Annotated in this window: 27 protein-coding genes and 1 pseudogene; 8 read left to right on the top strand and 20 right to left on the bottom strand. The window is 68.8% G+C overall.

Translation table 11 applies throughout. From position 1 onward, the window contains the following. Window positions 1–1,428, top strand: a 1,428-nt coding sequence (locus tag BLR21_RS39995; RefSeq protein WP_090015210.1) for a heavy metal translocating P-type ATPase, incomplete at its 5' end; no start/stop codon positions are given. A gap of 59 nt (window positions 1,429–1,487) precedes the next feature. Beyond that, complete coding sequence (locus BLR21_RS40000; protein ID WP_090015258.1) at window positions 1,488–2,276, top strand: alpha/beta fold hydrolase; 789 nt, start codon at window positions 1,488–1,490, stop codon at window positions 2,274–2,276. A gap of 11 nt (window positions 2,277–2,287) precedes the next feature. Here BLR21_RS40000 and BLR21_RS40005 read toward each other — a convergent pair whose 3' ends face one another. The 3 genes and pseudogenes from BLR21_RS40005 to BLR21_RS42145 all read right to left on the bottom strand — a co-directional run bounded on the left by BLR21_RS40005 (window position 2,288) and on the right by BLR21_RS42145 (window position 3,520). Further along, complete coding sequence (locus BLR21_RS40005; protein ID WP_090015212.1) at window positions 2,288–2,659, bottom strand: hypothetical protein; 372 nt, start codon at window positions 2,657–2,659, stop codon at window positions 2,288–2,290. Window positions 2,660–2,857: 198 nt separating this feature from the next. Then, window positions 2,858–3,193: pseudogene (locus tag BLR21_RS40010) on the bottom strand (hypothetical protein); the annotation flags it as partial. A gap of 51 nt (window positions 3,194–3,244) precedes the next feature. Then, window positions 3,245–3,520 (bottom strand): hypothetical protein, encoded by a 276-nt coding sequence (locus BLR21_RS42145; protein ID WP_143028121.1) that lies wholly within the window; start codon window positions 3,518–3,520, stop codon window positions 3,245–3,247. A 225-nt stretch (window positions 3,521–3,745) separates the two neighbouring features. Between BLR21_RS42145 and lnt the strand changes: the two genes are divergently transcribed. Next, entirely contained in the window at window positions 3,746–5,269 is a 1,524-nt protein-coding gene (lnt, locus tag BLR21_RS40015) for an apolipoprotein N-acyltransferase (protein ID WP_176930025.1), read from the top strand. Here lnt and BLR21_RS40020 read toward each other — a convergent pair. The 3 genes from BLR21_RS40020 to ctaD form a co-directional block, all read right to left on the bottom strand. Next, the gene (locus BLR21_RS40020; RefSeq protein ID WP_176930026.1) at window positions 5,235–5,588 is read right to left on the bottom strand and encodes a DUF2231 domain-containing protein; all 354 of its coding nucleotides are present in this window, start codon (window positions 5,586–5,588) and stop codon (window positions 5,235–5,237) included. The genes lnt and BLR21_RS40020 overlap by 35 nt on opposite strands. Window positions 5,589–5,951: 363 nt before the next feature. Next, entirely contained in the window at window positions 5,952–6,317 is a 366-nt protein-coding gene (locus tag BLR21_RS40025) for a lysozyme family protein (protein ID WP_256335238.1), read from the bottom strand. Between the two features lie 44 nt (window positions 6,318–6,361). After that, window positions 6,362–8,119 carry an aa3-type cytochrome oxidase subunit I gene (gene ctaD, locus BLR21_RS40030; RefSeq protein ID WP_090015220.1) on the bottom strand — a complete coding sequence of 586 codons (1,758 nt, stop codon included), beginning with the start codon at window positions 8,117–8,119 and terminating at the stop codon, window positions 6,362–6,364. A gap of 68 nt (window positions 8,120–8,187) precedes the next feature. Here ctaD and lgt point away from each other — a divergent pair, with 68 nt between their 5' ends. Next, window positions 8,188–9,027 (top strand): prolipoprotein diacylglyceryl transferase, encoded by an 840-nt coding sequence (gene lgt / locus BLR21_RS40035; RefSeq protein ID WP_090015222.1) that lies wholly within the window; start codon window positions 8,188–8,190, stop codon window positions 9,025–9,027. Here the strand turns inward: lgt and BLR21_RS40040 are convergent. From BLR21_RS40040 to BLR21_RS40080, 9 genes are all read right to left on the bottom strand, one after another. Further along, a complete protein-coding gene (locus tag BLR21_RS40040) occupies window positions 8,979–9,593 on the bottom strand; it encodes a TlpA family protein disulfide reductase (RefSeq protein ID WP_090015224.1) in 615 nt (204 codons plus the stop codon). The genes lgt and BLR21_RS40040 overlap by 49 nt on opposite strands. Window position 9,594: 1 nt before the next feature. Then, a complete protein-coding gene (locus BLR21_RS40045; protein ID WP_090015226.1) occupies window positions 9,595–10,209 on the bottom strand; it encodes a TlpA family protein disulfide reductase in 615 nt (204 codons plus the stop codon). Further along, a complete protein-coding gene (locus tag BLR21_RS40050) occupies window positions 10,206–10,811 on the bottom strand; it encodes a tetratricopeptide repeat protein (protein ID WP_090015228.1) in 606 nt (201 codons plus the stop codon). The genes BLR21_RS40045 and BLR21_RS40050 overlap by 4 nt, the downstream gene beginning before the upstream one ends. Beyond that, on the bottom strand, window positions 10,808–11,287 hold the full coding sequence (locus BLR21_RS40055) for a cytochrome c-type biogenesis protein (RefSeq protein WP_256335239.1): 480 nt from the start codon (window positions 11,285–11,287) through the stop codon (window positions 10,808–10,810). The genes BLR21_RS40050 and BLR21_RS40055 overlap by 4 nt, the downstream gene beginning before the upstream one ends. Further along, window positions 11,280–13,247, bottom strand: a complete 1,968-nt coding sequence (locus BLR21_RS40060) for a heme lyase CcmF/NrfE family subunit (RefSeq protein WP_090015230.1) — start codon at window positions 13,245–13,247, stop codon at window positions 11,280–11,282. Before BLR21_RS40060 ends, BLR21_RS40055 begins: the two co-directional genes overlap by 8 nt. Continuing rightward, complete coding sequence (locus BLR21_RS40065) at window positions 13,244–13,660, bottom strand: cytochrome c maturation protein CcmE (protein WP_090015232.1); 417 nt, start codon at window positions 13,658–13,660, stop codon at window positions 13,244–13,246. The genes BLR21_RS40060 and BLR21_RS40065 overlap by 4 nt, the downstream gene beginning before the upstream one ends. A gap of 78 nt (window positions 13,661–13,738) precedes the next feature. After that, on the bottom strand, window positions 13,739–14,458 hold the full coding sequence (gene ccsA, locus BLR21_RS40070; RefSeq protein WP_090015234.1) for a cytochrome c biogenesis protein CcsA: 720 nt from the start codon (window positions 14,456–14,458) through the stop codon (window positions 13,739–13,741). Next, window positions 14,455–15,120, bottom strand: a complete 666-nt coding sequence (locus BLR21_RS40075) for a heme exporter protein CcmB (RefSeq protein ID WP_090015236.1) — start codon at window positions 15,118–15,120, stop codon at window positions 14,455–14,457. The genes ccsA and BLR21_RS40075 overlap by 4 nt, the downstream gene beginning before the upstream one ends. Further along, a complete protein-coding gene (locus BLR21_RS40080) occupies window positions 15,117–15,740 on the bottom strand; it encodes an ABC transporter ATP-binding protein (RefSeq protein WP_256335240.1) in 624 nt (207 codons plus the stop codon). Before BLR21_RS40080 ends, BLR21_RS40075 begins: the two co-directional genes overlap by 4 nt. Window positions 15,741–15,844: 104 nt before the next feature. On the opposite strand from BLR21_RS40080, the gene BLR21_RS40085 reads away from it, so the two are divergent. From BLR21_RS40085 to BLR21_RS40100, 4 genes are all read left to right on the top strand, one after another. After that, the gene (locus BLR21_RS40085) at window positions 15,845–16,552 is read left to right on the top strand and encodes a cytochrome c biogenesis CcdA family protein (RefSeq protein ID WP_476737561.1); all 708 of its coding nucleotides are present in this window, start codon (window positions 15,845–15,847) and stop codon (window positions 16,550–16,552) included. Window positions 16,553–16,643: 91 nt separating this feature from the next. Continuing rightward, a complete protein-coding gene (locus BLR21_RS40090) occupies window positions 16,644–17,051 on the top strand; it encodes a four-helix bundle copper-binding protein (RefSeq protein WP_090015241.1) in 408 nt (135 codons plus the stop codon). A 174-nt stretch (window positions 17,052–17,225) separates the two neighbouring features. Continuing rightward, entirely contained in the window at window positions 17,226–17,489 is a 264-nt protein-coding gene (locus tag BLR21_RS40095; RefSeq protein ID WP_090015243.1) for a cupredoxin domain-containing protein, read from the top strand. A gap of 225 nt (window positions 17,490–17,714) precedes the next feature. Then, window positions 17,715–18,653, top strand: coding sequence for a C40 family peptidase (locus tag BLR21_RS40100; RefSeq protein WP_256335242.1), 939 nt, complete (start codon window positions 17,715–17,717; stop codon window positions 18,651–18,653). A gap of 50 nt (window positions 18,654–18,703) precedes the next feature. Here BLR21_RS40100 and BLR21_RS40105 read toward each other — a convergent pair whose 3' ends face one another. The 5 genes from BLR21_RS40105 to BLR21_RS40125 form a co-directional block, all read right to left on the bottom strand. Next, the gene (locus BLR21_RS40105; protein ID WP_090015247.1) at window positions 18,704–18,925 is read right to left on the bottom strand and encodes a heavy-metal-associated domain-containing protein; all 222 of its coding nucleotides are present in this window, start codon (window positions 18,923–18,925) and stop codon (window positions 18,704–18,706) included. Between the two features lie 13 nt (window positions 18,926–18,938). Continuing rightward, complete coding sequence (locus BLR21_RS40110; RefSeq protein WP_090015249.1) at window positions 18,939–20,012, bottom strand: sulfite exporter TauE/SafE family protein; 1,074 nt, start codon at window positions 20,010–20,012, stop codon at window positions 18,939–18,941. 91 nt (window positions 20,013–20,103) lie between these two features. Next, the gene (locus BLR21_RS40115) at window positions 20,104–20,496 is read right to left on the bottom strand and encodes a hypothetical protein (protein ID WP_143028123.1); all 393 of its coding nucleotides are present in this window, start codon (window positions 20,494–20,496) and stop codon (window positions 20,104–20,106) included. A gap of 53 nt (window positions 20,497–20,549) precedes the next feature. Continuing rightward, complete coding sequence (locus BLR21_RS40120) at window positions 20,550–21,422, bottom strand: class E sortase (RefSeq protein ID WP_420843939.1); 873 nt, start codon at window positions 21,420–21,422, stop codon at window positions 20,550–20,552. A gap of 299 nt (window positions 21,423–21,721) precedes the next feature. Beyond that, window positions 21,722–22,012 (bottom strand): hypothetical protein, encoded by a 291-nt coding sequence (locus tag BLR21_RS40125; protein ID WP_090015253.1) that lies wholly within the window; start codon window positions 22,010–22,012, stop codon window positions 21,722–21,724. Between the last annotated feature and the right edge of the window lie 7 nt (window positions 22,013–22,019).

Genomic DNA, 22,019 nt, shown 5'->3' on the forward strand with positions numbered 1-22,019 from the left:
GACGGCGTGATCGAGGAGGGCAGCTCGGCGATCGACGCGAGCATGCTCACCGGCGAGTCGGTGCCGGTCGAGGTCACCACCGGTGACGCGGTCGTCGGCGCCACGGTCAACGCGGGCGGGCGGCTCGTCGTGCGCGCCACCCGCATCGGTGCGGACACGCAGCTCGCGCAGATGGCGAAGCTCGTCGAGGACGCGCAGAGCGGCAAGGCGGAGATCCAGCGCCTGGCCGACCGGGTGTCCGCGGTGTTCGTGCCGATCGTGATCGCGCTCGCTACCGGCACGCTGGCGTTCTGGCTCGGTGCGGGCACGGGTGCCTCGGCGGCCTTCACCGCCGCCGTCGCCGTGCTGATCATCGCTTGCCCGTGCGCGCTCGGCCTGGCCACGCCGACAGCGTTGCTGGTCGGCACGGGTCGTGGCGCTCAGCTGGGCATCCTGATCAAGGGGCCGGAGGTGCTGGAGTCCACCCGGCGCGTCGACACCGTCGTGCTGGACAAGACCGGCACGGTGACGTCCGGGCAGATGAGCCTGGTCGAGGTCCACGCGGCGGACGGCGTGACCGAGGAGGAGGTGCTGCGTCTGGCCGGTGCGCTGGAGCACGCCTCCGAGCACCCGATCGCCAGGGCGATCGCCACGGGCGCCACCGAACGTGTCGGTGAACTGCCTGCTGTGGAGGGCTTCCAGAACCTGGAAGGCCTGGGCGTGCAGGGCATCGTCGGCGAGAACGCCGTCCTCGTGGGCCGCGCTCGCCTGCTGGAGGAGTGGAGCGTCCGGCTCAGCGAGGAGCTCGTCACCGCGAAGAAGGAGGCGGAGGACAAGGGCCGCACCGCGGTACTGGTGGCCTGGGACGGCGAAGCGCGCGGCGTGCTGGTCGTGGCCGACACGGTCAAGCCCACCTCGGCCGAGGCGATCGCGGGTCTGCGTGGCCTCGGACTGCGGCCGGTGCTGCTGACCGGCGACAACGAAGCCGTCGCCAGGGCCGTGGCCGCCGAGGTCGGGATCGACGAGGTCATCGCCGAGGTGCTGCCCAAGGACAAGGTCGACGTGGTCAAGCGCCTGCAGTCCGAGGGCCGCGTGGTCGCGATGGTCGGCGACGGCGTCAACGACGCCGCCGCACTCGCCCAGGCCGACCTCGGGCTCGCGATGGGCACCGGCACCGATGTCGCCATCGAGGCCAGCGACCTCACCCTCGTCCGGGGTGACCTGCGGGCCGCCGTCGACGCCATCCGGCTGGCGCGCCGCACCCTCGGCACCATCAAGGGCAACCTGTTCTGGGCCTTCGCCTACAACGTGGCCGCCCTGCCACTGGCCGCGCTCGGCCTGCTCAACCCGATGATCGCCGGGGCCGCGATGGCGTTCTCCTCGGTGTTCGTCGTCAGCAACAGCTTGCGGCTGCGAGGCTTCCGCAGCGCGAACAAGCAGACCGTCTGACCCGGTGGGCCGGCTCGCACACCCGCGAGCCGGACCACTTCCACACTGAGGGGGCAGTGATGCAGGACAGCCATGTCACCAGGGCGGGCGCGAAGATCGCCTACGAGCTGACCGGATCTGGACCACTTCTCGGCTACGCCCACGGTGTCTTCCTGAGTCGCGCGGCGGTCCGGCGACTCCATCTTCTCGACTTCGACGCCCTCGCGGCGGATCACCGGCTACTGACCTACGACCAGCGCGGCCACGGACACTCGACGGGCCGCCCGATCGCCGACGACTACCGCTTCGAGAACTTCACCCTCGACCTGCTCGCCCTCCTCGACGAGCTGGACCTCGACGAGCCGATCGACTTCATGGGCTCCTCACTGGGCTGCGACGTCGCGTTGCGCGCCGCCATCGCTCAGCCCAGCCGCTTCCGCCGCCTCGTGCTGATCATCCCGCCGGCGGCGTGGGAAGAAGGTTCCAACAAGACGAGGCAGTGGTACACCAACAACGCCGAGGTGATCGAGTCACGCGGCGCCGTGCACTGGCGGCAGGAGTGGGCGCAGAAGGAACCTCTGCCGATCTTCGCCGACTACCCGGCCTTCGACCTGACCCCGGACATCCCGGACGAGCTGCTCGCCCCGATCCTGCGCGGCATCGGTGAGTCGGACCTGCCGGCGCCCGAAAAGATCGCGGCGCTGCCTCATCCGGCGCTGATCCTCACGTGGGACACCGACCCGTTGCACCCGGTGTCGACGGCGGAACGGCTTCACGAGTTGCTGCCCGAGTCAACCCTGCACGTGTCGACAACCGTCGTCGACGTGCAGACCTGGACGAACCGCATCGCCGACTTCCTGGCTCGCTAGGACGACTTCGGTCAACCCCCGGCAGTCATCGCGCAGTCGGACTCCGCGGGCGCGTCGACGGTGACCGCCGCGACGGCTTCCTCGCGGATGTCGACGCGGATACCGCAGATTCGCGTCGGGGCGTCCAAGTCCTTGTCCTCCTTGCTCCGGCAGTCGCCACCGCAGTCCCGAATCCACGAGACGACCCGGTAGCGCCCCTTGGGCAGGTACTCGGACAGTTCCGCCGGGACAGTGCGGAACGACCGCTCCACAACCGACTTGCCGTCCGCGTTTTCCACTCGCAGGAACCGCACCGCCGAGTTCGCTCGCTCAGCCGGCTCCTCGACAACGACGTCGAGGGTGCCGACCGGACCTTTCTGCGCGCCCGGCGAATGGGACGGCACGGTCTCGGTAGCACTGCCTGAAGTCGTTGCGGCGGTGGAGGCCTGCGGGCTACCGGGTTGAGGCGATCCGCAGGCGCCAACCACCAAGGCGCACACGACAACGGGCATGACGATGCGCATAGCCATGATCACCTCTGAGCTGGTGATGCCGGTCGGCGGAGGATGCGGGTCCGTCGCCGACCGGCATCGGTTGGAGGATCAGTCCGTCCAGAGCACGGACGTCACCGTGTCACCGGTCACGATCGCGGTCGTGGAGGGACCGGAAGCCGCGGCTGCCGTTCCGTGACCGTGGTTGTACATCGAGGCGAGCTGGTTGTAGTCGTGCGTGTTGGGCGAAACGTAGGCCGGGTTGTCGATTCCCGCGTAGTCCATGCAGGAGCCGGAGTTGGTGAACTGGTGGTCGAGGCCGTAGTCGTGCCCGATCTCCTGGCACATCACGTGCCGCCGCGCGGCGCTGGTCCACGAGTACGAGTCGTTGACCTTGGTGGTACCCCAGGCGATGTGCCCGCCGGCCAGGTTGATCTGGGCGAGCCCTCGCCACCCGGTCTGGCCGTAGGTGTAGTTGCACGCCCTGACCCGGCCGGTCTAGGCGGGACAACTCCGCCGCGTCGTGGTGCTCGTGTCGCTTGCGGTGACGGTGTTCTCGAAGACCGGCGAGCGGTTCCAGTCGGCGTTGGCCTGGCTGAGGCTCGCGTCCCACGTGGACGTGACGCTGTCGAGAATCGCCAGCCTCAACACGGTCGAGGACGTTGCACGGTTCCAGTGGTAGTTGTTCCAGCTGTTGCTCGCACCGGCTGGGATCGCGGTCGTGACCATGGTGACGGCAACCAGTGCGGCAACGGAAAGCAGCCATCTGCGCATAGCAGGGACTCCTCATGGTGCAGGGATGCGCCCGTGAGGTTGCGGGCGGCGGCAGGAACCTAACCCCGCTGACAGCCCGCGCCGTACCTACTAAAGAAGGTAGTAGACCTGCCGAGGCCGGAATTACCACTTCCGATAGTACGCCCGTTCGCCCATTCGGCCGATTCCACACCAAGCGACCATCTTCTACTAAGATCCATAGTAGAAACGAGGTGGCCATCGGTGTTGACCAGAACCGCAGTCCGACGATCATGGCGGAGCCCCGCACTCGCCGCAGCAGGAGGCGGAGCGCTCACACTGGCGTTTCCGCCTGCCGGGTTGTGGCCACTCGCCGCACTGGGACCGGCGTTGCTGGTGCTGGCTGTGGTCGGCCGCAGGCCGCGTACGGCCTTCGCACTCGGCACCCTGTTCGGACTGGCGTTCTTCGGCCCCCTGTTGTGGTGGCTGAGCAACCTGGGCCTGCTGCCCTGGATCGGCCTGACGGTCGTGCAGGCGCTTTTCATCGGCGTGCACGGGGTAGTGATCCGCGCTTTGCTGGGGCTGCGGTGGTGGCCTGTGGCGGTTGCCGCGAGCTGGGTTGCCATCGAGGCGCTGCGCGGCCGGTTCCCGCTCGGCGGTTTCCCGTGGGGCAGGCTCGGGTTCAGCCAGGCTGACGCCCCCTCGCTGCAGTGGGCGAGCGTCGGCGGCGTGCCCCTGCTGAGCCTGCTCGCCGCACTGACCGGATCAGCACTCGCCTGGACGCTCCTGTCCGGTGCGCGCCGCCGGACCGCACTGGTCGTCGTGCTGGGCACGGGCCTGGTGTGGATGGGGGGAGGTTTACTTCCCGCCCCGTCCTCGTCGGACCGCGATCTCACCATCGCGGTCGTGCAGGGCAACGTGCCGCGCGGCCGGACCCTCGCCGAGCAGGTGCGCGTGCGCCAGGTCACGCAGAACCACGCCGAGGCGACCCTGAAGCTCGCCGAGGACGTACGCGCAGGCCGGGTCCCGGCGCCAGACCTCGTCGTGTGGCCGGAGAACTCGACCGACACCGACCCTCGGGGCAACCCCGTCATCGCCGAGACGATTCGCTCGGCCGTGCAGGCCATCGACCGGCCGGTGCTGATCGGCGCGATCGTGCGCCAGGACGGACGCATGTTCAACGTGGGGCAGCTGTGGCTGCCCGACCGCGGCGCGGTGGCGGAGTACGCCAAGCGTCAGCTCGTGCCGTTCGGCGAGTACGTGCCCGGCAGGTCCCTGTTCCGGTGGGTACAGCAGCTGCAGTACATCCCGCGCGACTTCAGCCCCGGAAGTGGTGACGGCACGCTGGACGCGGGCGGCACGCGGATCGGGGATGTCATCTGTTACGAGGTCGCGTACGACGGCCTCGTACGCTCCTCGGTAGTAGCCGGTGCGGCGTTGCTGGTCGTGCAGACCAACAACGCGACGTACATGTTGGACGGTCAACGTGGCGAGACGTTGCAACAGCTCGACATGGCCCGCGTTCGCGCGGTGGAGCACAACCGGCCCGCGGTAGTCGCTTCCACGACCGGTATCAGTGCGGTGGTGCGCCCGGACGGGTCGATCGCGGCCATGACGGAACCGTGGACGCAGCAGGTCCTGGTCGAGCGGGTGAACCTGCGCACGACCACGTCGGTGTGGCTCTCACCGTGGCTCGAGCTGTTCGCCGTCCTGCTCGTGGTAGCGGGACTGGGCGCGGCGGTCGCGGGTCGGCGGCTCAGACGCGCCGATGAGCCAGCAGCGCTCCGCTGACCACGCCCGCCAGGAGGAACACCGCGCCGATCAACGACACCGCGAGCGCCTGCACGCCGACGGGCTGGTCGAGAGGCTCAGCCTTCCTCAGCACATAGCTCGTGAGAAAGGTGATGGAGGCTGCGGTCATCAGTCCGAAGTGGACCAGCGCCATGCGGAACGCCTTGGTGCGTGCGGGAATCGGCAGCGAGTCGACGAATCCCGCCACCGCGGCGGCACCCGCGGCCAACAGCCCCCATCCGATCAGCGAGGTGGCCGCTCGAACATCTGGCACCGGGTCAGCGGCCGAGCGGGACGCGAAGTCCAGAACGAGGCTCACCACCCAGCAGCTGACCGGGAGAAGCCCGAGCACCGCATGCGGTCTCGTGTGCCGTCGCCACGGTCGTGACCGGCTCGTGTCCGTTTCGCCGTCGATCCACACCCGCTCAATCTACTATCTCAGACAGTAGATTGAGCGGGAAAGGGCGTGGGAGAGATCCCCAAGGCGTCCAGCACGCCGCTGGGCAACGCTGACTGTTCGATCATAAAGATCGCGCTTCCGCGCCTGTGACCAGCGCAGATGGTAGTAGCTGGCGTGATCAGCAAACGCTTGCATCGGCAGTTTTCTACAACCAACTCGTCGCACGCCAACGAACCGTCGGAAATTGACGTTGCGGGTTCTCGACGATCTGACAAAGCACTACTAGTCGGCGTCATCGACCGCCGGCAGCGTCTTCCGGTCGATCACCCGCTCTGCGAGCCGGTCCGGCATCTCCGCCTGGCCGGGCCCACCCGAGGCGACCCACGCGAGGATGTCCTGGGTCGCCTCCTCGGTGAGCACGCCACCGAACCAGGCAGGACGGGCTCCCTGCGCGCGTGCCGCCGGCGTGGGTCGCACGACCACCACGTTGGAGTAGTCGCACGAGTCGAGGCAGTCGGCGACGCGGACGTTCCCCTCTCCGACGGCCTCACGGAACGCACGCAGCTGGCGTTCGTGGTCGAAAGCAGGGTGCTTCTCCGCGGTACCGCAGCAGCAACCACGACATACCGTCAGCTTCGAGTCGGTCAACACACTCTCCAGGTCGCAAGGTCGCCGGGATGCTACCCACGACGTCAGCCGCCGCTGCGGCCGTCCTCGGAGTCGACCGCCTCGGCCAGCTTCTCCGAGGGCGCCGCGGGGCCATCGTGCCGGGAACCGCCGCCGACGTGCGCCTCCAGCCTGATGCGTTCGATCATGTGCGGGTAGTGCAGCTCGAACGCCGGGCGCTCCGAACGGATCTTGGGCAGCTCGGTGAAGTTGTGCCGCGGTGGCGGGCAGGACGTCGCCCACTCCAGCGAGTTGCCGAAGCCCCACGGGTCGTCCACCGTCACGAACTCGCCGTAGCGGTAGGACTTCAGGACGTTCCAGAGGAACGGCAGCGTCGAGGCACCCAGTACGTAGGCACCGATCGTGGAGATCACGTTCAGCGTCGTGAAGCCGTCCGACGCCAGGTAGTCCGCGTACCGGCGCGGCATGCCCTGGTTTCCCAGCCAGTGCTGGACCAGGAAGGTCGCGTGGAAACCGATGAACGTCGTCCAGAAGTGGAGCTTCGCGAGTTTCTCGTCGAGCATCCGGCCGGTGATCTTGGGGAACCAGAAGTAGATACCCGCGTAGGTGGCGAACACGATCGTGCCGAACAACACGTAGTGGAAGTGCGCGACGACGAAGTACGTGTCGGAGAGGTTGAAGTCGATCGGCGGCGAGGCCAGCAGAACTCCAGAGAGCCCACCGAAGAGGAAGGTCACCAGGAACCCGACCGAGAACAGCATCGGCGACTCGAAGGTGAGCTGCCCCTTCCACATCGTGCCGATCCAGTTGAAGAACTTGATGCCCGTCGGGACCGCGATGAGGAACGTCATGAACGCGAAGAACGGCAGCAGCACGGCGCCGGTCGCGTACATGTGGTGCGCCCACACGGCCACGGACAGCGCCGCGATACCCAGCGTCGCGAAGATCAGTCCTTTGTAGCCGAAGATCGGCTTGCGGCTGAACACCGGGAAGATCTCCGACACGATGCCGAAGAACGGCAGCGCGACGATGTAGACCTCGGGGTGGCCGAAGAACCAGAAGAGGTGCTGCCACAGGATCACGCCGCCGTTGGCGGGGTCGAACACGTGGGCACCGAGGTGGCGGTCCGCCAGCAGCCCGAACAGGGCGGCGGTGAGGATCGGGAACGCGATCAGGATCAGCACGCTCGTCACCAGGATGTTCCAGGTGAAGATCGGCATCCGGAACATCGTCATGCCGGGCGCGCGCAGACAGACCACCGTGGTGATCATGTTCACCGCCCCCAGGATCGTGCCGAGCCCGCTGATCAGCAGACCAGAGATCCACAGATCGGCACCGACACCGGGCGAGTGGATGGCGTTCGACAGCGGGGTGTACGCGAACCAGCCGAAGTCGGCCGCTCCACCGGGGGTGATGAAGCCTGACACGACGATGATGCCGCCGAACAGGTACAGCCAGTACGAGAGGGCGTTCAAGCGGGGGAACGCCACGTCCGGCGAGCCGATCTGCAGCGGGAGCACGAAGTTCGCGAAGCCGAACAGGATCGGCGTCGCGTAGAGCAGCAGCATGATCGTGCCGTGCATGGTGAACAGCTGGTTGTACTGCTCGTTGGACAGGAACTGCATGCCGGGCTTCGCCAGCTCGGACCGGATCAGCAGCGCCATCACGCCGCCCGCCATGAAGAAGGCGAACGAGGTGATCAGGTAGAGAACACCGATCTGCTTGTGGTCGGTGGTGCGGAACATCCGCAGCAGGAAGGAGCCCTTGGCCAGCCTGGGCCCGCGGGTGACCGGCACGGGAACCGGCTTTGCTGTGACCGTCATCCTGTCGCACTCCAGGGGCTTCGAACGCGTCTACTATTCGACATAGTAGACAAGCCTCGGGAGAGCTCATGAACCTGGCCGCATTGCCCAGTCCGGCGACGTCCGTGTGGTACCTGGGCCCGGTGCCGCTCCGGGCCTACGCGCTCTGCATCATCGCAGGCATCATCGTCGCGATCCTGCTCACGCGCCGCCGGATTCGGGCGGCGGGTGGTGATCCGGACGTCGTGGCCGACATCGCGACGTGGGCGGTGCCGTTCGGCATCCTCGGCGGCCGCGTCTACCACGTCGCGACGAGTCCCGAGCTCTACTTCGCGCCCGGCCGCGAGCCGATCCGCGCGCTGTACCTCTGGGAGGGTGGTCTCGGCATCTGGGGCGCGGTCGCGCTGGGAGCCGTCGGCGCGTGGATCGGCTGCCGGCGCAACGGCGTCCGGCTCACCGACTTCGCCGACGCGGTCGCACCGGGACTGGTGCTGGCGCAGGCGATCGGACGGTGGGGCAACTACTTCAACCAGGAGCTCTACGGCGGACCGACCACGCTGCCGTGGGCGCTGGAGATCGACCCAGCCCACCGTCCGGCCGCCACACCCGACATCGGGTTGTACCACCCGACGTTCCTCTACGAGTCGTTGTGGAACGTGGGTGCCGCGCTGGTCCTGCTCTGGGCGGGCAAGCGGTTCGCGCTGCGGAACGGGCGGCTGTTCGCCCTCTACGTCGTGCTGTACACGGCCGGGCGAGGGTGGATCGAGATGATGCGGGTCGACCAGGCGAACCACATCCTCGGCCTGCGGCTCAACGTGTGGACGTCGGTCATCCTCTTCGTCGCCGCGCTGGCCTTCCTTCTGGTCGCCCGCAGGCGCGGTCAGGGCGAGCCCGCGGCACCGAACTCCTCCACCGCTGCCCGGACCTGATCCGGGGTGCGGAACACCAGCGGGGCGGTGACCTGCCGCACCGTCCCGTCCGGCCGGACGACGTAGGAGACGGGCAGCAGGCGCGGGACGGTCAACGCCTTCTGGACGGCTTCGCTGGTGTCCACCACGCTCGGGTACCGGACGCCGAGCGCGATGACCGCGCCGAGGGCTTCGGACGGCAGGTCCTGGACGTTGACGCCGACGACCGGGACGGCGCCGGGCTGCCGGGCGTAATCCTGCAGCACCGGCATCTCCTCCCGGCACGGCTGGCACCAGGACGCCCACAGGTTCAGCAGCACGGTCCGCCCGGCCAGTGCGCGACCCAGCTCCACCGTGCCCGGAGCGCCCAGGCACTCCACCGTGACACCGGCGAGCGGGCCGGACGCCGGCCCCGGACCGGGCTGCGGGCAGGGTTCGAGTGCGGCCCGCTGACGCGCCTCGGCCAGTGCCGCGTCGTCCTGTGCCGGAGCCGACCGGCTCGGCCGGACCTCGGTCGCGTCGTCGCGGGGCCACAGTGCCACAGCGGTGGCCACCACGAGCACCACGACGAGAATCAGCCACCTCATCTCACCCTCCCGGAGCGGGTTGCACGGTTCCCTCGGTTCGCGAGTCGGGCCTGCGGCCGTCGAGCATCGCGTCCAGGGCTGTCTTCAGCAGGGCGGCGTCGGTCGGACCGGTGATCTTCGCCGCGATCGTGCCGTCACGACCGACCAGGAACGTCTCGGGCACCCCGAACACGCCGAACTCCAGGGCCAGCGCCGATCCGGCGTCACGCACGTACCGGTAGGCACCGGCGGGTCCGCGTCCCAGCTCGTCGAGGAACGCCGTCGCGGCATCGGGCTTGTCCTGGTAGTTCACGCCCACGAACACCACCCCGGAGTCCCGGTACGCCTCGGCCGCAGCGACCAGGACGGGATGCTCCTCGCGGCACGGCACGCACCACGAGGCCCAGAAGTTCACCACGACGACATTGCCGCGTAGGTCGGCGAGCGACGTCGAGCCGCCGCCTTCCAGGTTCGGCGACACGACCGCCGGCACCGGCTGCCCGATCAGCGGCGAGTCGACCAGTGCCGGGTCCTTCCCCAGGCGGCTGCCGAAGACGGCACCGACGGCCACCGTGACGACTACCACGGCCAGGGCAGCCCACCGGACCTTGCGCCAGCCGGATGTCGGTGCGCTCATCGCGCTTCCTTGAGCGCGGTGAACCGGTCACGTACGGCGGCAGGTATCGCCTCGCGCCGCAATACATCGTCCACAACGGACATTGCGCTCGCGCGGTCCCGATCGTCAGGTTGCCGCTGGAGCAGGATCTCCAGGTGTGCCGCGGCCTTGTCGTACGCACCGGCGCCGACGTACCTGCGCACCAACGCAAGACGCATGCCTGCCACGCCGGGGTTCGCCGCGATCACCTGTTCCATCTCCTCGTCGGTCACCGCCGACAGGTCCCGTGACGGCTGCTGGAGCACCTCGTTGCCGCTCACCGCGCCACCGGCGGGCCGATCGCCGAGCTGACCCGGCAGCAGCACCACGACGGCGAACAACGCGACCACCGCCGCGACGACGTAGGCGACGACGGGACCACGCCGTCCTCGTGGCCGAGCCCGGCGGGTCGCAGGCGATTCGAGCTGCCGGATGGCCGCGGCGGCGACCGCCTCGTACTCGTCACGGAGCCGTTGTGCCACGGCGGGCGGAATCTCGCCGGCGTCGACCTGGCGCTCAAGGTCGACGATGTCGCGCAACGCCTGGTCACGTCGCCCTTCGATGCGTTCCACGTCCTCGGTCACGGCTGTTCCTCGATCGGGTCGCGCATCCGGATCTCCTCCAGCGCGGCGGCGACCATCTCCCGATCCTCAGTGGACGGTTCCCGCGGCTCCGGCCGCCGCGTCCAGCGGAGCACGAACCACGTCGTGCCCGACGCGACCACCACGAGGGACACGATCCAGAGCGCGAGCGTGCTGCCGGACATCGGCGGGTCCAGCAGCACCCAGCCGCCGTAGCGGGCCCGGAAGTGGTCGATGATCTGGTCGTCGGTCCGGCCCGCGGCGATCTGGTCGCGGACCACCTGGCGCATGGCCTGTGCGGTGTCCGAGGGCGAGTCCGCGATGGACACGCTCTTGCACACCGGGCACCGCAGCCGCTGTTCCAGCTCGTAGGCGCGATCGGTCGCACGCCCGCCCCCGACGGCCACTCCGATCACCGCGACGGCGAGCAGTACGACGAGCAGCAGCCCGCTGCCCCACCGGATCGACGGCCTACGCACGTGCGACCACCTCCGCCGCAGCCTCCTCTGTCTTGCGGCGCGGCCGTCCGCTGACCGCCCAGAACCCGCCTGCCGCGACGAGCGCGCCACCGGCCCACAGCCACGACATCAGCGGGTACCGGTACAGGTTGAGCACCACCCGGTCGTCCTCCAGCGCACCGAGCGCCACGTAGACGTCCTGCGCGGCGCCGGGCCAGACCGACGGCTGTCCCACCGCCTGCGGCCGTCCGGCGAAGGCGTTGAGCCGCGGCTCAGCGACGCGGACCACCCGGTCTCCCTGCCTGAGCACGATGTGGGCGTCGGTGCTGGTCCGGTCGGAGAGCTCGTGGCGCTCAGTCTTCTCGAACGTCAGGGAGTACCCGGCGAACTCGGCCGACGCTCCTCGATCGAGGGTCACCGTGGCGCGCTGCGCGAACGCGCTGGAGGAGACGATCGCCAGTGCCACCACGGCGACGCCCAAGTGCGCGAGCTGGCCACCCCAGTAGGCCCGCTGGGATCGCAGCAGTCGCCACACCGCGGCAGGGCGCGGCTGCGGCACCGTGACGACCAACTGCCGGACCGTCGCCGCGACACTGCCGGTCACCAGGAACATCACCAGGACGACGCCGGGATCGCGCACTCCTGCCAGCACCATCGCCGCGGCGGCGGAACTCGCCGTGAGCAGCGGGACGCGCAGCCGCGTCCACATCACGCCGAGCGTGGCGTGCCGATAGGGCGTGAACGGACCGATTCCCATCGCCAGCAGCAGCCCGAGCGACAGGGGCACGGCCATCCGGTCGAAGAAGGGCCTGCCCACCGACACCTGTGCCCCGGTCACCGCTTCCACCAGCACGGGATAGACGGTGCCGGTGAGCACGACGAAGGCGAACACCGTCAGCAGCAGGTTGTTGACCAGAAAGACACCCTCACGGCTGGCAAGGCGTTCCGGGCGCGACTGCGACGCCATCCGCTCGCCACGCAGGGCGAAGAGTGTGAATCCGCCACCGAGCACGAGCACGAAGAACCCGAGCAGCGCAGGGCCGACCGCGGACTGCGAGAAGCTGTGCACGGACACGACGACGGACGAGCGGGTCAGGAACGTGCCAAGGATCGTCAGCGCAAACGTCGCCAGCACCAGCACGAAGTTCCACGACTGCAGCATCCCGCGCTTCACCTGCACCACGGCCGAGTGCAGGAACGCGGTGGCGACCAGCCACGGGATCAGCGCGGCGTTCTCCACCGGATCCCACGCCCAGTAGCCACCCCAGCCGAGCACCTCGTACGACCACCACGCGCCGAGCACCAGCCCACCGGTCAGAAAGCTCCACGCGACGAGGCCCGCGCGGCGGCTGCGGCGCAACCAGTCGACGCCTCCCCGCCGCAGCAGCAACGCCGACATCGCGAAGGCGAACGGCACGGTGAACCCGACGAACCCGAGGTAGAGCATCGGCGGGTGGAACGCGACCATGATGTGGTCGCGCAGCAACGGGTTCGCGCCCGGCCCGTCGGCAGGTGGGTTGGCCATGATGGTGAACGGGTTGGCCACCGTGGTGACGAGACCGAAGAAGAAGGTCCCGACCACGCCCATGACACCCAACGCCCCGGTGCCCAGCCTGTCCTCGACCGAGCGCACCTGCCGTGCCACGACGGCGGTGTAGCCGGCCAGCACGAGCGTCCAGAGCACCAGGCTGCCGCCCAACGACGCCCACGCGCTGGTGATGGTGAAGAACAACGGCGTCGACCGGGAATGCACTTCGGCCACATAGGACATCGCGAAGTTGTCCGTGAGCAGGGCTCCGACGAGGGCGCTCATCGACAGCACGCCGCCGCCGAACATGCACCACGCGGTCACCCGCAGACGAGCGTGACGTACGCGGCCAGGGTTGCGCTGGGCGCGGAAACCCAGCAACGCCAACACGATGGAAGCGGCAAGGCCGAGCATCGCGCCGCTCCAGCCCGCGGCCGGCAGGACGGTGCTCACGGTGCCGCACCTTCCGTCGCGGGTGGACGGTAGTTCTCGTCGTGCTTGACGATCATCGTGTCGGACACGAACCGGTCACCCTGCCAGGTTCCTTCGATGACAACACCGATGCCCGCCTGGAAGAGCTGGGCGGGCGCGCCGGTGTGCTCCACGATCACCGACGGGCTGGTCGCGTCCAGAGCCGAGCTCACGACGAACCGCAACCCGCCGGAGGACCGATCGACGCTGCCCTCGCGGACGAGCCCACCGAGCTGGAAACGCCGCCCGTCGGGGAAGTCCGCCCTGCGCTCCGCCGCCTCCTGCGGGGTCAGGTAGTAGACGAGGTTGCGGTTGAGGTTGCCGAAGAAGAGCAGGCCCACGAGCACCAGTACGACGCCCGCGACCGAGAGGACCAGAAGCCGGTAGCGTTTCACGAGCGGCGCACCAGACTGATCGCGTACACCGCGAGCGCCCCGTAGGCGACCACGAAGCCCAGCACGACCCAGGACCACTCACCCATCTCGCGTGACTCCTTCCAGACGAGGTGCGCTGACGGCGTCGCCCGCCAGCGGACCGGGGGTGGCGTCCGCCTCGTCGTGTGCCGCGGCCAGGCGCATCCGCGCCCGCAGGAACACCGTGAAGACGACCGTGAACGCCAGCAGGTTCATCAGCAGGGCGGCCAGCATGCTGTGGTCGATGGTGGGATCGCCCGGCCGAAGCACTGTCGGCGGCTGGTGCAGCGACCTCCACCAGAGCACCGACATGTGCACGATCGGCACCTGGACGAACGCCACCACACCGAACACGGCGGCCCGGCGGGCACGCACCTGTGGATCGAGAGTCGCCCGGCGCAACGCCAGATAACCGAGATAGACGAAGAACATCAACGCGGTGGTGACCAGCCGCGGGTCCCAGGTCCACCACACGCCCCACACCGGCTTGCCCCACACCGACCCGAGCACGATCGCGAGACCGGTGAAGAACACGCCGACCTCGGCCGCCGCCGCGGCCAGCCGGTCGTGACCAGGCTTCCGCCGCCACCACCACGCGACACTCGCGCCGAACGTGATCACGAAGCCGAGGTAGGCCAGCCAGGCGGCGGGCACGTGGACGTACATCAGCCGCTGCAGGTTTCCCTGGATGCGGTCGGGTGGCGCCGCCAGGCCGGCGGCGAGTCCGACGGCGAGCAGCACGGCCGCGACGATCGGCAACCTGCGACCGAACAGTGTCATGCCACCTCCTCAAGGTGTGGTGCGCCCAGCAACAGCGCGAGCACAGCGATCAGGTCAACCGTGAGCATGAGCAGCAACCACGGCCACGGGGCGTGTCCCAGGGCGGCCGCTCTGGGCGCCTGTGTAGCTCCGAGCAGTAACGGAACCGCCAGTGGCAGCACCAGAACCGGCCCCAGGGTGGTGCGGCCGTCGAGCCCCTGAGCCAGTGCGCCGGCCAGGGTCCCGAGCAGGCCGAGTCCTGTCGCGACGAGCGGCAGCACGACGAGCAGCCACGGCCATCCGTGCGGCGCGGGGTCGTACAGCGCGACCGTCACGGGTACGAGCAGCAACTCGAAGGCGAGCAGCAGCAAGGCGCTCGCCACCGCCCGACCGGCGAGCCGCACGACCGGGTGCACCCCGCAGAGACGCAACAGGGCAATCTGGGCGGGCGTGTCCACGGCGCTGTGCCGCAGGGTGACGAGCAGGCCGAACAACAGGACCACCACCCAGTACAGGCCGGGGCCGATCTCCCTGAGCAACGGGGTGTCGGTGCCGACAGCGAGCGGCACGAACAGCAGTGCCACCGCACCGAACGGCGTCGTGACCAGCAGAGCCTCACCCGACCGCGCCTCGATGAGGAGGTCCTTGCGGGTGATCTGGACGAGCTGAAGCCACGCGGTCATACGATCACCGCCGGGCCGACCCGCCCCGCCACGAGTTCGACCACGCGATCCGTCAGGCGCGCGACCTGGTCACGGTCGTGGGAGACCACCACGGACGCTCCGCCTCGATGCCGCACGACCTCCAGCACGTGATCCACCAGGCCCGCCGACGCAACGTCGAGCCCGGTCTGCACCTCGTCCAACAGCAGTAAGGACGGCTCGGTGACGAACACCCTCGCAAGATCCGCTCGCCGCCGCATGCCGTGCGAACAGCGGTCCGCCCGCCGATCCGCCGCCGCGGCGAGCCCGACGGTCGCCAGCGAAGCGTCCGCCACAGCGGCGTCCCGGCCTGCCAGCCCCGCGACGAACCGCAGGTTCTCCCTCAGGGTGAGCTGCGGGCAGAGCGCGGGGGCGTGGCCCAGCAGTACGACGGGACCACGTACCCGGACGGTGCCCGCCACCGGCGTGACCAGGGTCGCCAGCACCTTCAGCAGCGTGGTCTTGCCCGATCCGTTCGCGCCGACCATGCCGAGCACCTCGCCCGCGGCCACAACGAGGTCTAGCCCGCGCAGCACGGCGGTGCGCTGCACGTCGACGTGGACGCCGGTGAGTTCGGCCTGCGGGGAAAGCTGAGGATGCACGGAAGCGGACCTGCCATGGACGCGTCTACTAAGATGCATCGTAGGTTAGCCGCACGGCCGGGACGGCCCGCATCCGGGAGGAGGTCACGCTGGAACTCTTCGCACTGACCTCACTGGCACTTGTGGCCGGTGTGGTCTCGTTCACCTCGCCGTGCACGCTGCCGTTGCTGCCAGGTTACATCTCCTACATCTCCGGGCTGTCCCACGACGAGGAGGCGAGATCGCGCGCCCGCACGGTACATGCGGCACTGCTGTTCATACTCGGCTTTTCCACGGTGTTCGTCGCACTCGGCACGACCGCCTCGGCACTCGGACTGGCGCTCGCGCAGAACCTGCGAGCGATCAACATCGTGGGTGGCGCCGTGATCGTCCTCATGGGACTGACCGTCACCGGTCTCGTGCGGATTCCTCTGCTGGCACGCCAGGCGCGGTTCGACCCCACCCGGATCGGCCGCGGACCAGCCGGTGCATTCCCGCTGGGCGCCGCCTTCGCCTTCGGCTGGACACCGTGCGTCGGGCCGGTGCTGGCCTCGATCCTCACCACGGCCGCCACGACGGCCACCGTGTCGCGCGGTGCGGTGATGCTGCTCGCCTACTCGGCCGGCCTCGGCCTGCCGTTCCTCCTGCTGGCCCTCGGGTTCGGCCGGGGCGACGACCGGCTCGGCTGGCTGCGCCGGCACTCCCGGCGCATCGAGATCACCGGCGGCGCCCTGCTCGTCGGCATGGGCATCGCGGTGATGACCGGCGACTGGACGCGGTTGATGAGCGACATGCTCGCCGTCTACGCCCGGCTCGGCTGGCCGCCGCTGTGACACCTACTACCTGAAATAGTGACTCTGCGGGTCGGATACGCCCCGCCGGGGTACTCGGATGCCGTTGACCGTCAATGAAGGAGGAGTCACCATGACACAGGCGACCGAGATGCTCCGCACTTACCCGGCAGACCTGGGCGGCGTGGACCAGCAGGCACTGGCTCGTTGCATCGACGCGTGTTTCGAGTGCGCCCAGGCGTGCACGGCGTGTGCCGACGCCTGTCTGAGCGAGGAGAACGTCGCCGAACTGGTCAAGTGCGTGCGGACGAACCTCGACTGCGCGGACATCTGCGACACGACCGGACGTGTTCTGTCCAGGCACACGGGCTACGACGCGAACCTGACCCGCGCCACCCTCGAGGCCTGTGCCGCCGCCTGCAAGGCGTGCGGCGATGCATGCACAGAGCACGCGGGCATGCACGAGCACTGCCGCGTGTGCGCGGAGGCGTGTCGCCGTTGCGAAGAGGCATGCCGAGAACTGATCAACGCGCTGGGCTGAGCGCCCGCCGAGCGGGAGGTGGACCGAACATGAAGTGGTCGAAGTGTGTTGCGGCAGTGGCGGCCGGGGTAGTGCTCTCCGCCTGTTCGGTCCAGAACGCTGCGGAACAGACCAGCGCACCGACCGCCACACCACCTCCCGCCACCTCCACCGCCCGCAGGCTCGGAGATCACGGTGACGGAAACCGAGTACCGCATCGCTCTCCCGCAAACCACGCTCGCACCCGGCGCCTACACGTTCACGGCGCGCAACGAGGGCAACGCCCCACACGACCTGCTGATCAAGGGGCCCGGCGTCGACTCGGCCAGGACCGAGATCCTGCCGGGCGGCCAGGAAGGCCGCGTGACCGTCACGCTCCAGCCCGGCGAGTACGAGCTGTGGTGCTCGGTCGGCAACCACCGCGCCAACGGCATGGAGACGACGATCACCGTCGGCTGACCTCGAAAACATACGATCAAGAACAGTACTAAGCCCGCTAGTGGACGAATCGACCCACGTTCCGTAACCTGTCCGCGACCTTCAGGCCCGTAGTAGTCCGTTCGGGTCTCCAACCGGGGTCGCCGCGCCACAGAGGGCGACGACCTCCGCGATGAAGGAGGAACACGCGACGTGGTGTCGCCCCTCTCAAGGCGCACGGTCCGTGGAGCGATAGCGGCTGCGGCCGTGGTCGCGGCAGCGAGCCTGGCCCCCGCCTCCGCGGATCCGGCATTGCCGCCGAACGCCTCGGAAGCGCTCAAGAAGTACACCGACCTGGCCAAACAGGCCGAGAAGCTCAACGAGGACCATCTGCGCGCGCAGGAGGACCTCGAGGCCAGGCAGGGCGACCTGGAGAAGGCCAAGGCGGATCTCGGTACCGCGAAGCAGGCCGAGGAGGCGCTGCGCGGGCAGGTCGACGTGATCACCGAGTCGACGTTCCAGGGCGCCAGGTTCAACCAACTCTCGGCAATGCTGGTCAGCGACTCGCAGCAGGACTTCCTCAACCGGATGTCCGCACTCGGCATCCTCGCCGCCGACAACGCGGAGGCACTCGGCAAGCTGACGGACGCGGTCGCCCAGGCTGACGACGCTCAACGCCGGGCCCAGGAAGCCACTGACGGCGCGAACAAGGCCGTCGCGGACATCGCCCAGCGCAAGGCCGAGCTGGACAGCCAGGTTACGCTCGCCCGTCAGCAGTACAACCAGCTCAACGCCTCAGACCGCGGCGTGCTCGGCAGCAATGGTGACATGTCGAAGATCGCCGTTCCGGCCGGTACCGCGGGCAAGGCGCTGGAGTACGCGCTCGCGCAGCGTGGCGACCGGTACGTCTTCGGCGCCAACGGGCCCGACGCGTGGGACTGCTCCAGCCTGATGCAGGCCTCCTACCGCACGGCCGGCGTGTCGATCCCGCGTACCACCTACGGTCAGGCCGGAGTCGGCCGCACGGTGTCGCGCAACGAGGTCAAGGCGGGCGACCTGATCATCTACTACGCGGACCAGCACCACGTCGCGATGGCGGTGGACAGCGTCCGCGCGGTGCACGCCTCGACCGAGGGTGTTCCCGTGAAGATCGCCGACATCGACTCGATCGGCCCCATCAACGTCATCCGCCGCCTCGAAGGATGACACGTCGCGCCGGGCGGTCTCTCCCGAACCGCCCGGCGCGCTGGACATCGTCAGGACATCGGCGAGGCCTGGTAGCCGAGCTCTTCGATCGCGCGGATCACGTCCTCGGGAGTGTTCTGGCTCGGGTCCAGCTCGACCGTGCTGCGCCCCTGCTTGACGGTGGTCTGGGTGCTTTGGACGCCGGGCAGGTCTTCGAGAGCGTCGTCGATGAGCAGCGCGCAGCTGCCGCAGTGCATGCCCTCGACTCGGAAGATGTGCGTCGTGGTGGCCACAGTGGATCCTCTTTCAGACGATCGTGATGACGCCGGTGTACATGCCCATCCCGCAGGCGTAGTCCAACTGCCCCGGCTGCAGCACGCCCAGATCGATGCGGGTCTCGCCCCTCACCGGCAGGATCTTCTGCTCGTCGCGGATCACGAAGGACCGCACGCAACCCTGCGCGTTCTCCGACTTGACGACGAGTGTCGTCGATACACCGGAACGGACCTGAACGTTGTCGGGGCTGTAGGAGCCGCTGCGCGCGGTGATCACCACCGTTTGCTGTCCGTCCGCTTCAGACACGACAGCGGTGTTGGCGGGAGCCTCGTCTGATCCGAAGGATCGTGCGATCTTGCTTGCCGCCAAGGGTGATCCGGCCAGTTCCAGGCCGCCGTTGAGGGTGTACAGGCCCATCGCCAGCACCACCAGGCCGGTCACGAGGGCCAACCTGCCCTTCCAGGCGGTGGCCGCCTTGCGGGCGGCGTAGCCGAGGATCGCGAACAGCGGACCGGTGCCGAGCACGAACACCGCCATCGTCGCCGCTCCCGACAGCGCGGAACCGGACGCGAGTGCCAGCGCCTCCACCGAAAGTGTGACACCGCACGGGATCAGCACCGTGGCGAAGCCGAGCAGGGCCGGCGCCAGCGCGGCCTGCGAACGGGCGCGACTGCGCACGATCTTCATCCAGGAGACCGGCGGTTCGATGACGATGCCGCGGAAGCCCGGAACTCCGAGCTGTGCCAGCCCGAACACGATGATGAGCAGGCCGGCGCCGATCTGCAGCCACGTACGAAGCCCGACCGACAGCTCCACCACGCTGCCGAGTGCGCCCAGCAGCGCGCCGAGCAGCGTGTGCGAGACCAGCTTGCCCGCCAGGAAGCCACCGACCGGGGCCAGGTCGTCCCCCAGCTGGGTGCGCCAGTTCCGCCGCTCGGCGATCGCGGCGGCCTGCCTGTTCTTCCCACGACGGGCGGGGGCCACCGGTTCGGGCGTCGCCGCGCGCTGGCGGGTGATCAGTCCGGTGAGCAGGCCGCCCTGCACCGCGGCGCAGGACACACCACCGGCGAACAAGCCGGTGACCAGGACAGCAGCAAGATTCACGAAAGCTCCTCCAGATGGGATGGGAAAGGCCGCAAGCGGCGCGTCGTTGCCCGTCACCTCGGCGTCGAACCGGGATGCGGGCAGACCTCTCCTAAATCCGCAACAGACAGAGTCTCGCGAGACCTGGCGCTCGCGGCAGGACGACCGCCGCCAGCACCGCACGGGCAGGCCGCAATATCGCCGCTGAGCTGCGCAAACCAGGCAGCCTCAGCCCGGCGACGATGGCGATGACAGCCACGATGAGCATCAGGCAGGCGGCGAGCTCGCCGCCCGTGTCGCTGTCACCGGGAGCGTCCAGAGCAACGAGCATCCCGGCCGCAACGGGGCGTTCGACGGTGAGCTCGTGGCGGTCGTGTGCCATCGACATGCCGTCGGCACACTGCACACCCACCACCAAGGCCAGCCCGGCGAGCACGGCCAGAACGACGGTCAGCCGCGAAAGATGTCCTCGCGCGCCGTGCGTGGTGCGGGCCGTGCCGTTCATGGCCGACATCCTACGGAGCACCTGTCAACATCGTGTTTGCCATTGCCGGCACCTCACCCGCCGGTGAGCTCACCGGGCAGGAAGCCTGGATTCCTCGGATAGGACTGCGTCAGCACGGCGTGCACGATCAGCCGCTGCCGGTCGGAGAACTTCGGGTGGCAGGTCGTCATCGTCATCAGGCTCGCCATCTGGTCCGCGGGCAGCTCACCGCGGTAGTTCGGCACCGGATCGATCACTTCTCCCTGTTCGGGCAGGACGATCTCCTGTCCGGGCGTGTTCGCGTACGGAGCACCGTGAGTCAGCTCGAGCGGCTGGACGCCCGCGCATCGCGGGTCGCGCCCCTTGCCCTGAGCCCAACCCACTTTCTCGTTCGTCATCGGCAGCACGCGGTAGACGAACCACATCGACTCCGTCTCCACCACGACGGCGTCACAGGACTGGAGCAGGTCGAGGTCGTTGAACGGAGCCCCTTTGCCGACCCGGTGGCCGGCGACCGCGAAGTTGCCCTTCTCCCCCGGTCCGGCCGTGGCCCGGTAGTGGCCAGGCCCGACCTCCAGGTCCGCCGGGGTGGTGCCCTCGACGACGGCGAACCGGTAGTCCTCGCCGAGCGCCGGGATGTACATCTTCGCGAACGCCTCGCCCGGCACGAGGTTCGTCCTGATCGGACGTTGCGGATCGGTGGCCACGGTGTTGGCGTCCGCATCCCATTGCGCGTTCAGTTGGGCTTCGGCGTTGTTCTGCTTGCGCACGGACAGCAGGTCCGTGACGTACACCTCGTACACGACGAAGAGGAGCACCACCAGCCCAACCGTGATCAGGAGTTCGCCGAAACCGCGGACCGCACGGCGCCCGATGCCGTCACGCGGAACTGCCCTGACCCTGGGGAGCACGACGGTGTCCTCGTCGAACTGACGCCTGGTCCGCACACTCACAACACCTACTATTGATGATAGTAAGTCGGTCGGCAAGGCCGAGATCAACGCAATGCACCCCGAGGGACGATGACGTCACACGAAGCCGGCTTCCGGATCGGCTGATCAGGCCACGATCACGCCGCGAAGTTCACCTGGGCAGTGGCACTCTTCGACATCGCCGCCACAGTCCTGCGGATCGTCGGGGTTCCTCCCGTGAACCTGCACGGACCGGTCTCGTCCTCGCGTTGCTGCTGCTCGACGTACGTCAGCAGCTCAACGCCGATCTGCTGATGCAGGCGTGGCCCGGATGATCAGTCGACCCCGGCAACCAGGCGGGCGAGCTCGTGCCGCCTGCGCGGATCGGTCAGCCTGCCCACGACCGAGTACTCCAAGTGGTCGAGGAGGATCGGCGCACCGTAGTCGGACAGCATTCGGTACGTGGCCACGTCGAACTGCGTCTTCCCCACCGCGTGCAACGCGATCGCCCCGGTGAGCGTCGACTTCCCCGCGTCTGGATGGCTGATCACCGCGAACGCACGCCGCCGGGCCGCCTCGCTGCGAACGTCCGTCAGCGAGGCGGCCCCCTGGCGGGCGGCGGCCATCCTTGGT

The sequence above is a fragment of the Lentzea albidocapillata subsp. violacea genome (genome assembly GCF_900100275.1).
Classification (GTDB): Bacteria; Actinomycetota; Actinomycetes; order Mycobacteriales; family Pseudonocardiaceae; genus Lentzea; species Lentzea violacea.

Bases quoted from the DNA above. Each gene is read 5' to 3' on its own strand.
- BLR21_RS40000 (WP_090015258.1), top strand. From the start codon at position 1,488: ATGCAGGACAGCCATGTCACCAGGGCGGGCGCGAAGATCGCCTACGAG.
- BLR21_RS42145 (WP_143028121.1), bottom strand. From the start codon at position 3,520: ATGCGCAGATGGCTGCTTTCCGTTGCCGCACTGGTTGCCGTCACCATG.
- ctaD (WP_090015220.1), bottom strand. From the start codon at position 8,119: ATGACGGTCACAGCAAAGCCGGTTCCCGTGCCGGTCACCCGCGGGCCC.
- lgt (WP_090015222.1), top strand. From the start codon at position 8,188: ATGAACCTGGCCGCATTGCCCAGTCCGGCGACGTCCGTGTGGTACCTG.
- BLR21_RS40040 (WP_090015224.1), bottom strand. From the start codon at position 9,593: ATGAGGTGGCTGATTCTCGTCGTGGTGCTCGTGGTGGCCACCGCTGTG.
- BLR21_RS40045 (WP_090015226.1), bottom strand. From the start codon at position 10,209: ATGAGCGCACCGACATCCGGCTGGCGCAAGGTCCGGTGGGCTGCCCTG.
- ccsA (WP_090015234.1), bottom strand. From the start codon at position 14,458: ATGACACTGTTCGGTCGCAGGTTGCCGATCGTCGCGGCCGTGCTGCTC.
- BLR21_RS40075 (WP_090015236.1), bottom strand. From the start codon at position 15,120: ATGACCGCGTGGCTTCAGCTCGTCCAGATCACCCGCAAGGACCTCCTC.
- BLR21_RS40090 (WP_090015241.1), top strand. From the start codon at position 16,644: ATGACACAGGCGACCGAGATGCTCCGCACTTACCCGGCAGACCTGGGC.
- BLR21_RS40115 (WP_143028123.1), bottom strand. From the start codon at position 20,496: ATGAACGGCACGGCCCGCACCACGCACGGCGCGCGAGGACATCTTTCG.
- BLR21_RS40125 (WP_090015253.1), bottom strand. From the start codon at position 22,012: ATGGCCGCCGCCCGCCAGGGGGCCGCCTCGCTGACGGACGTTCGCAGC.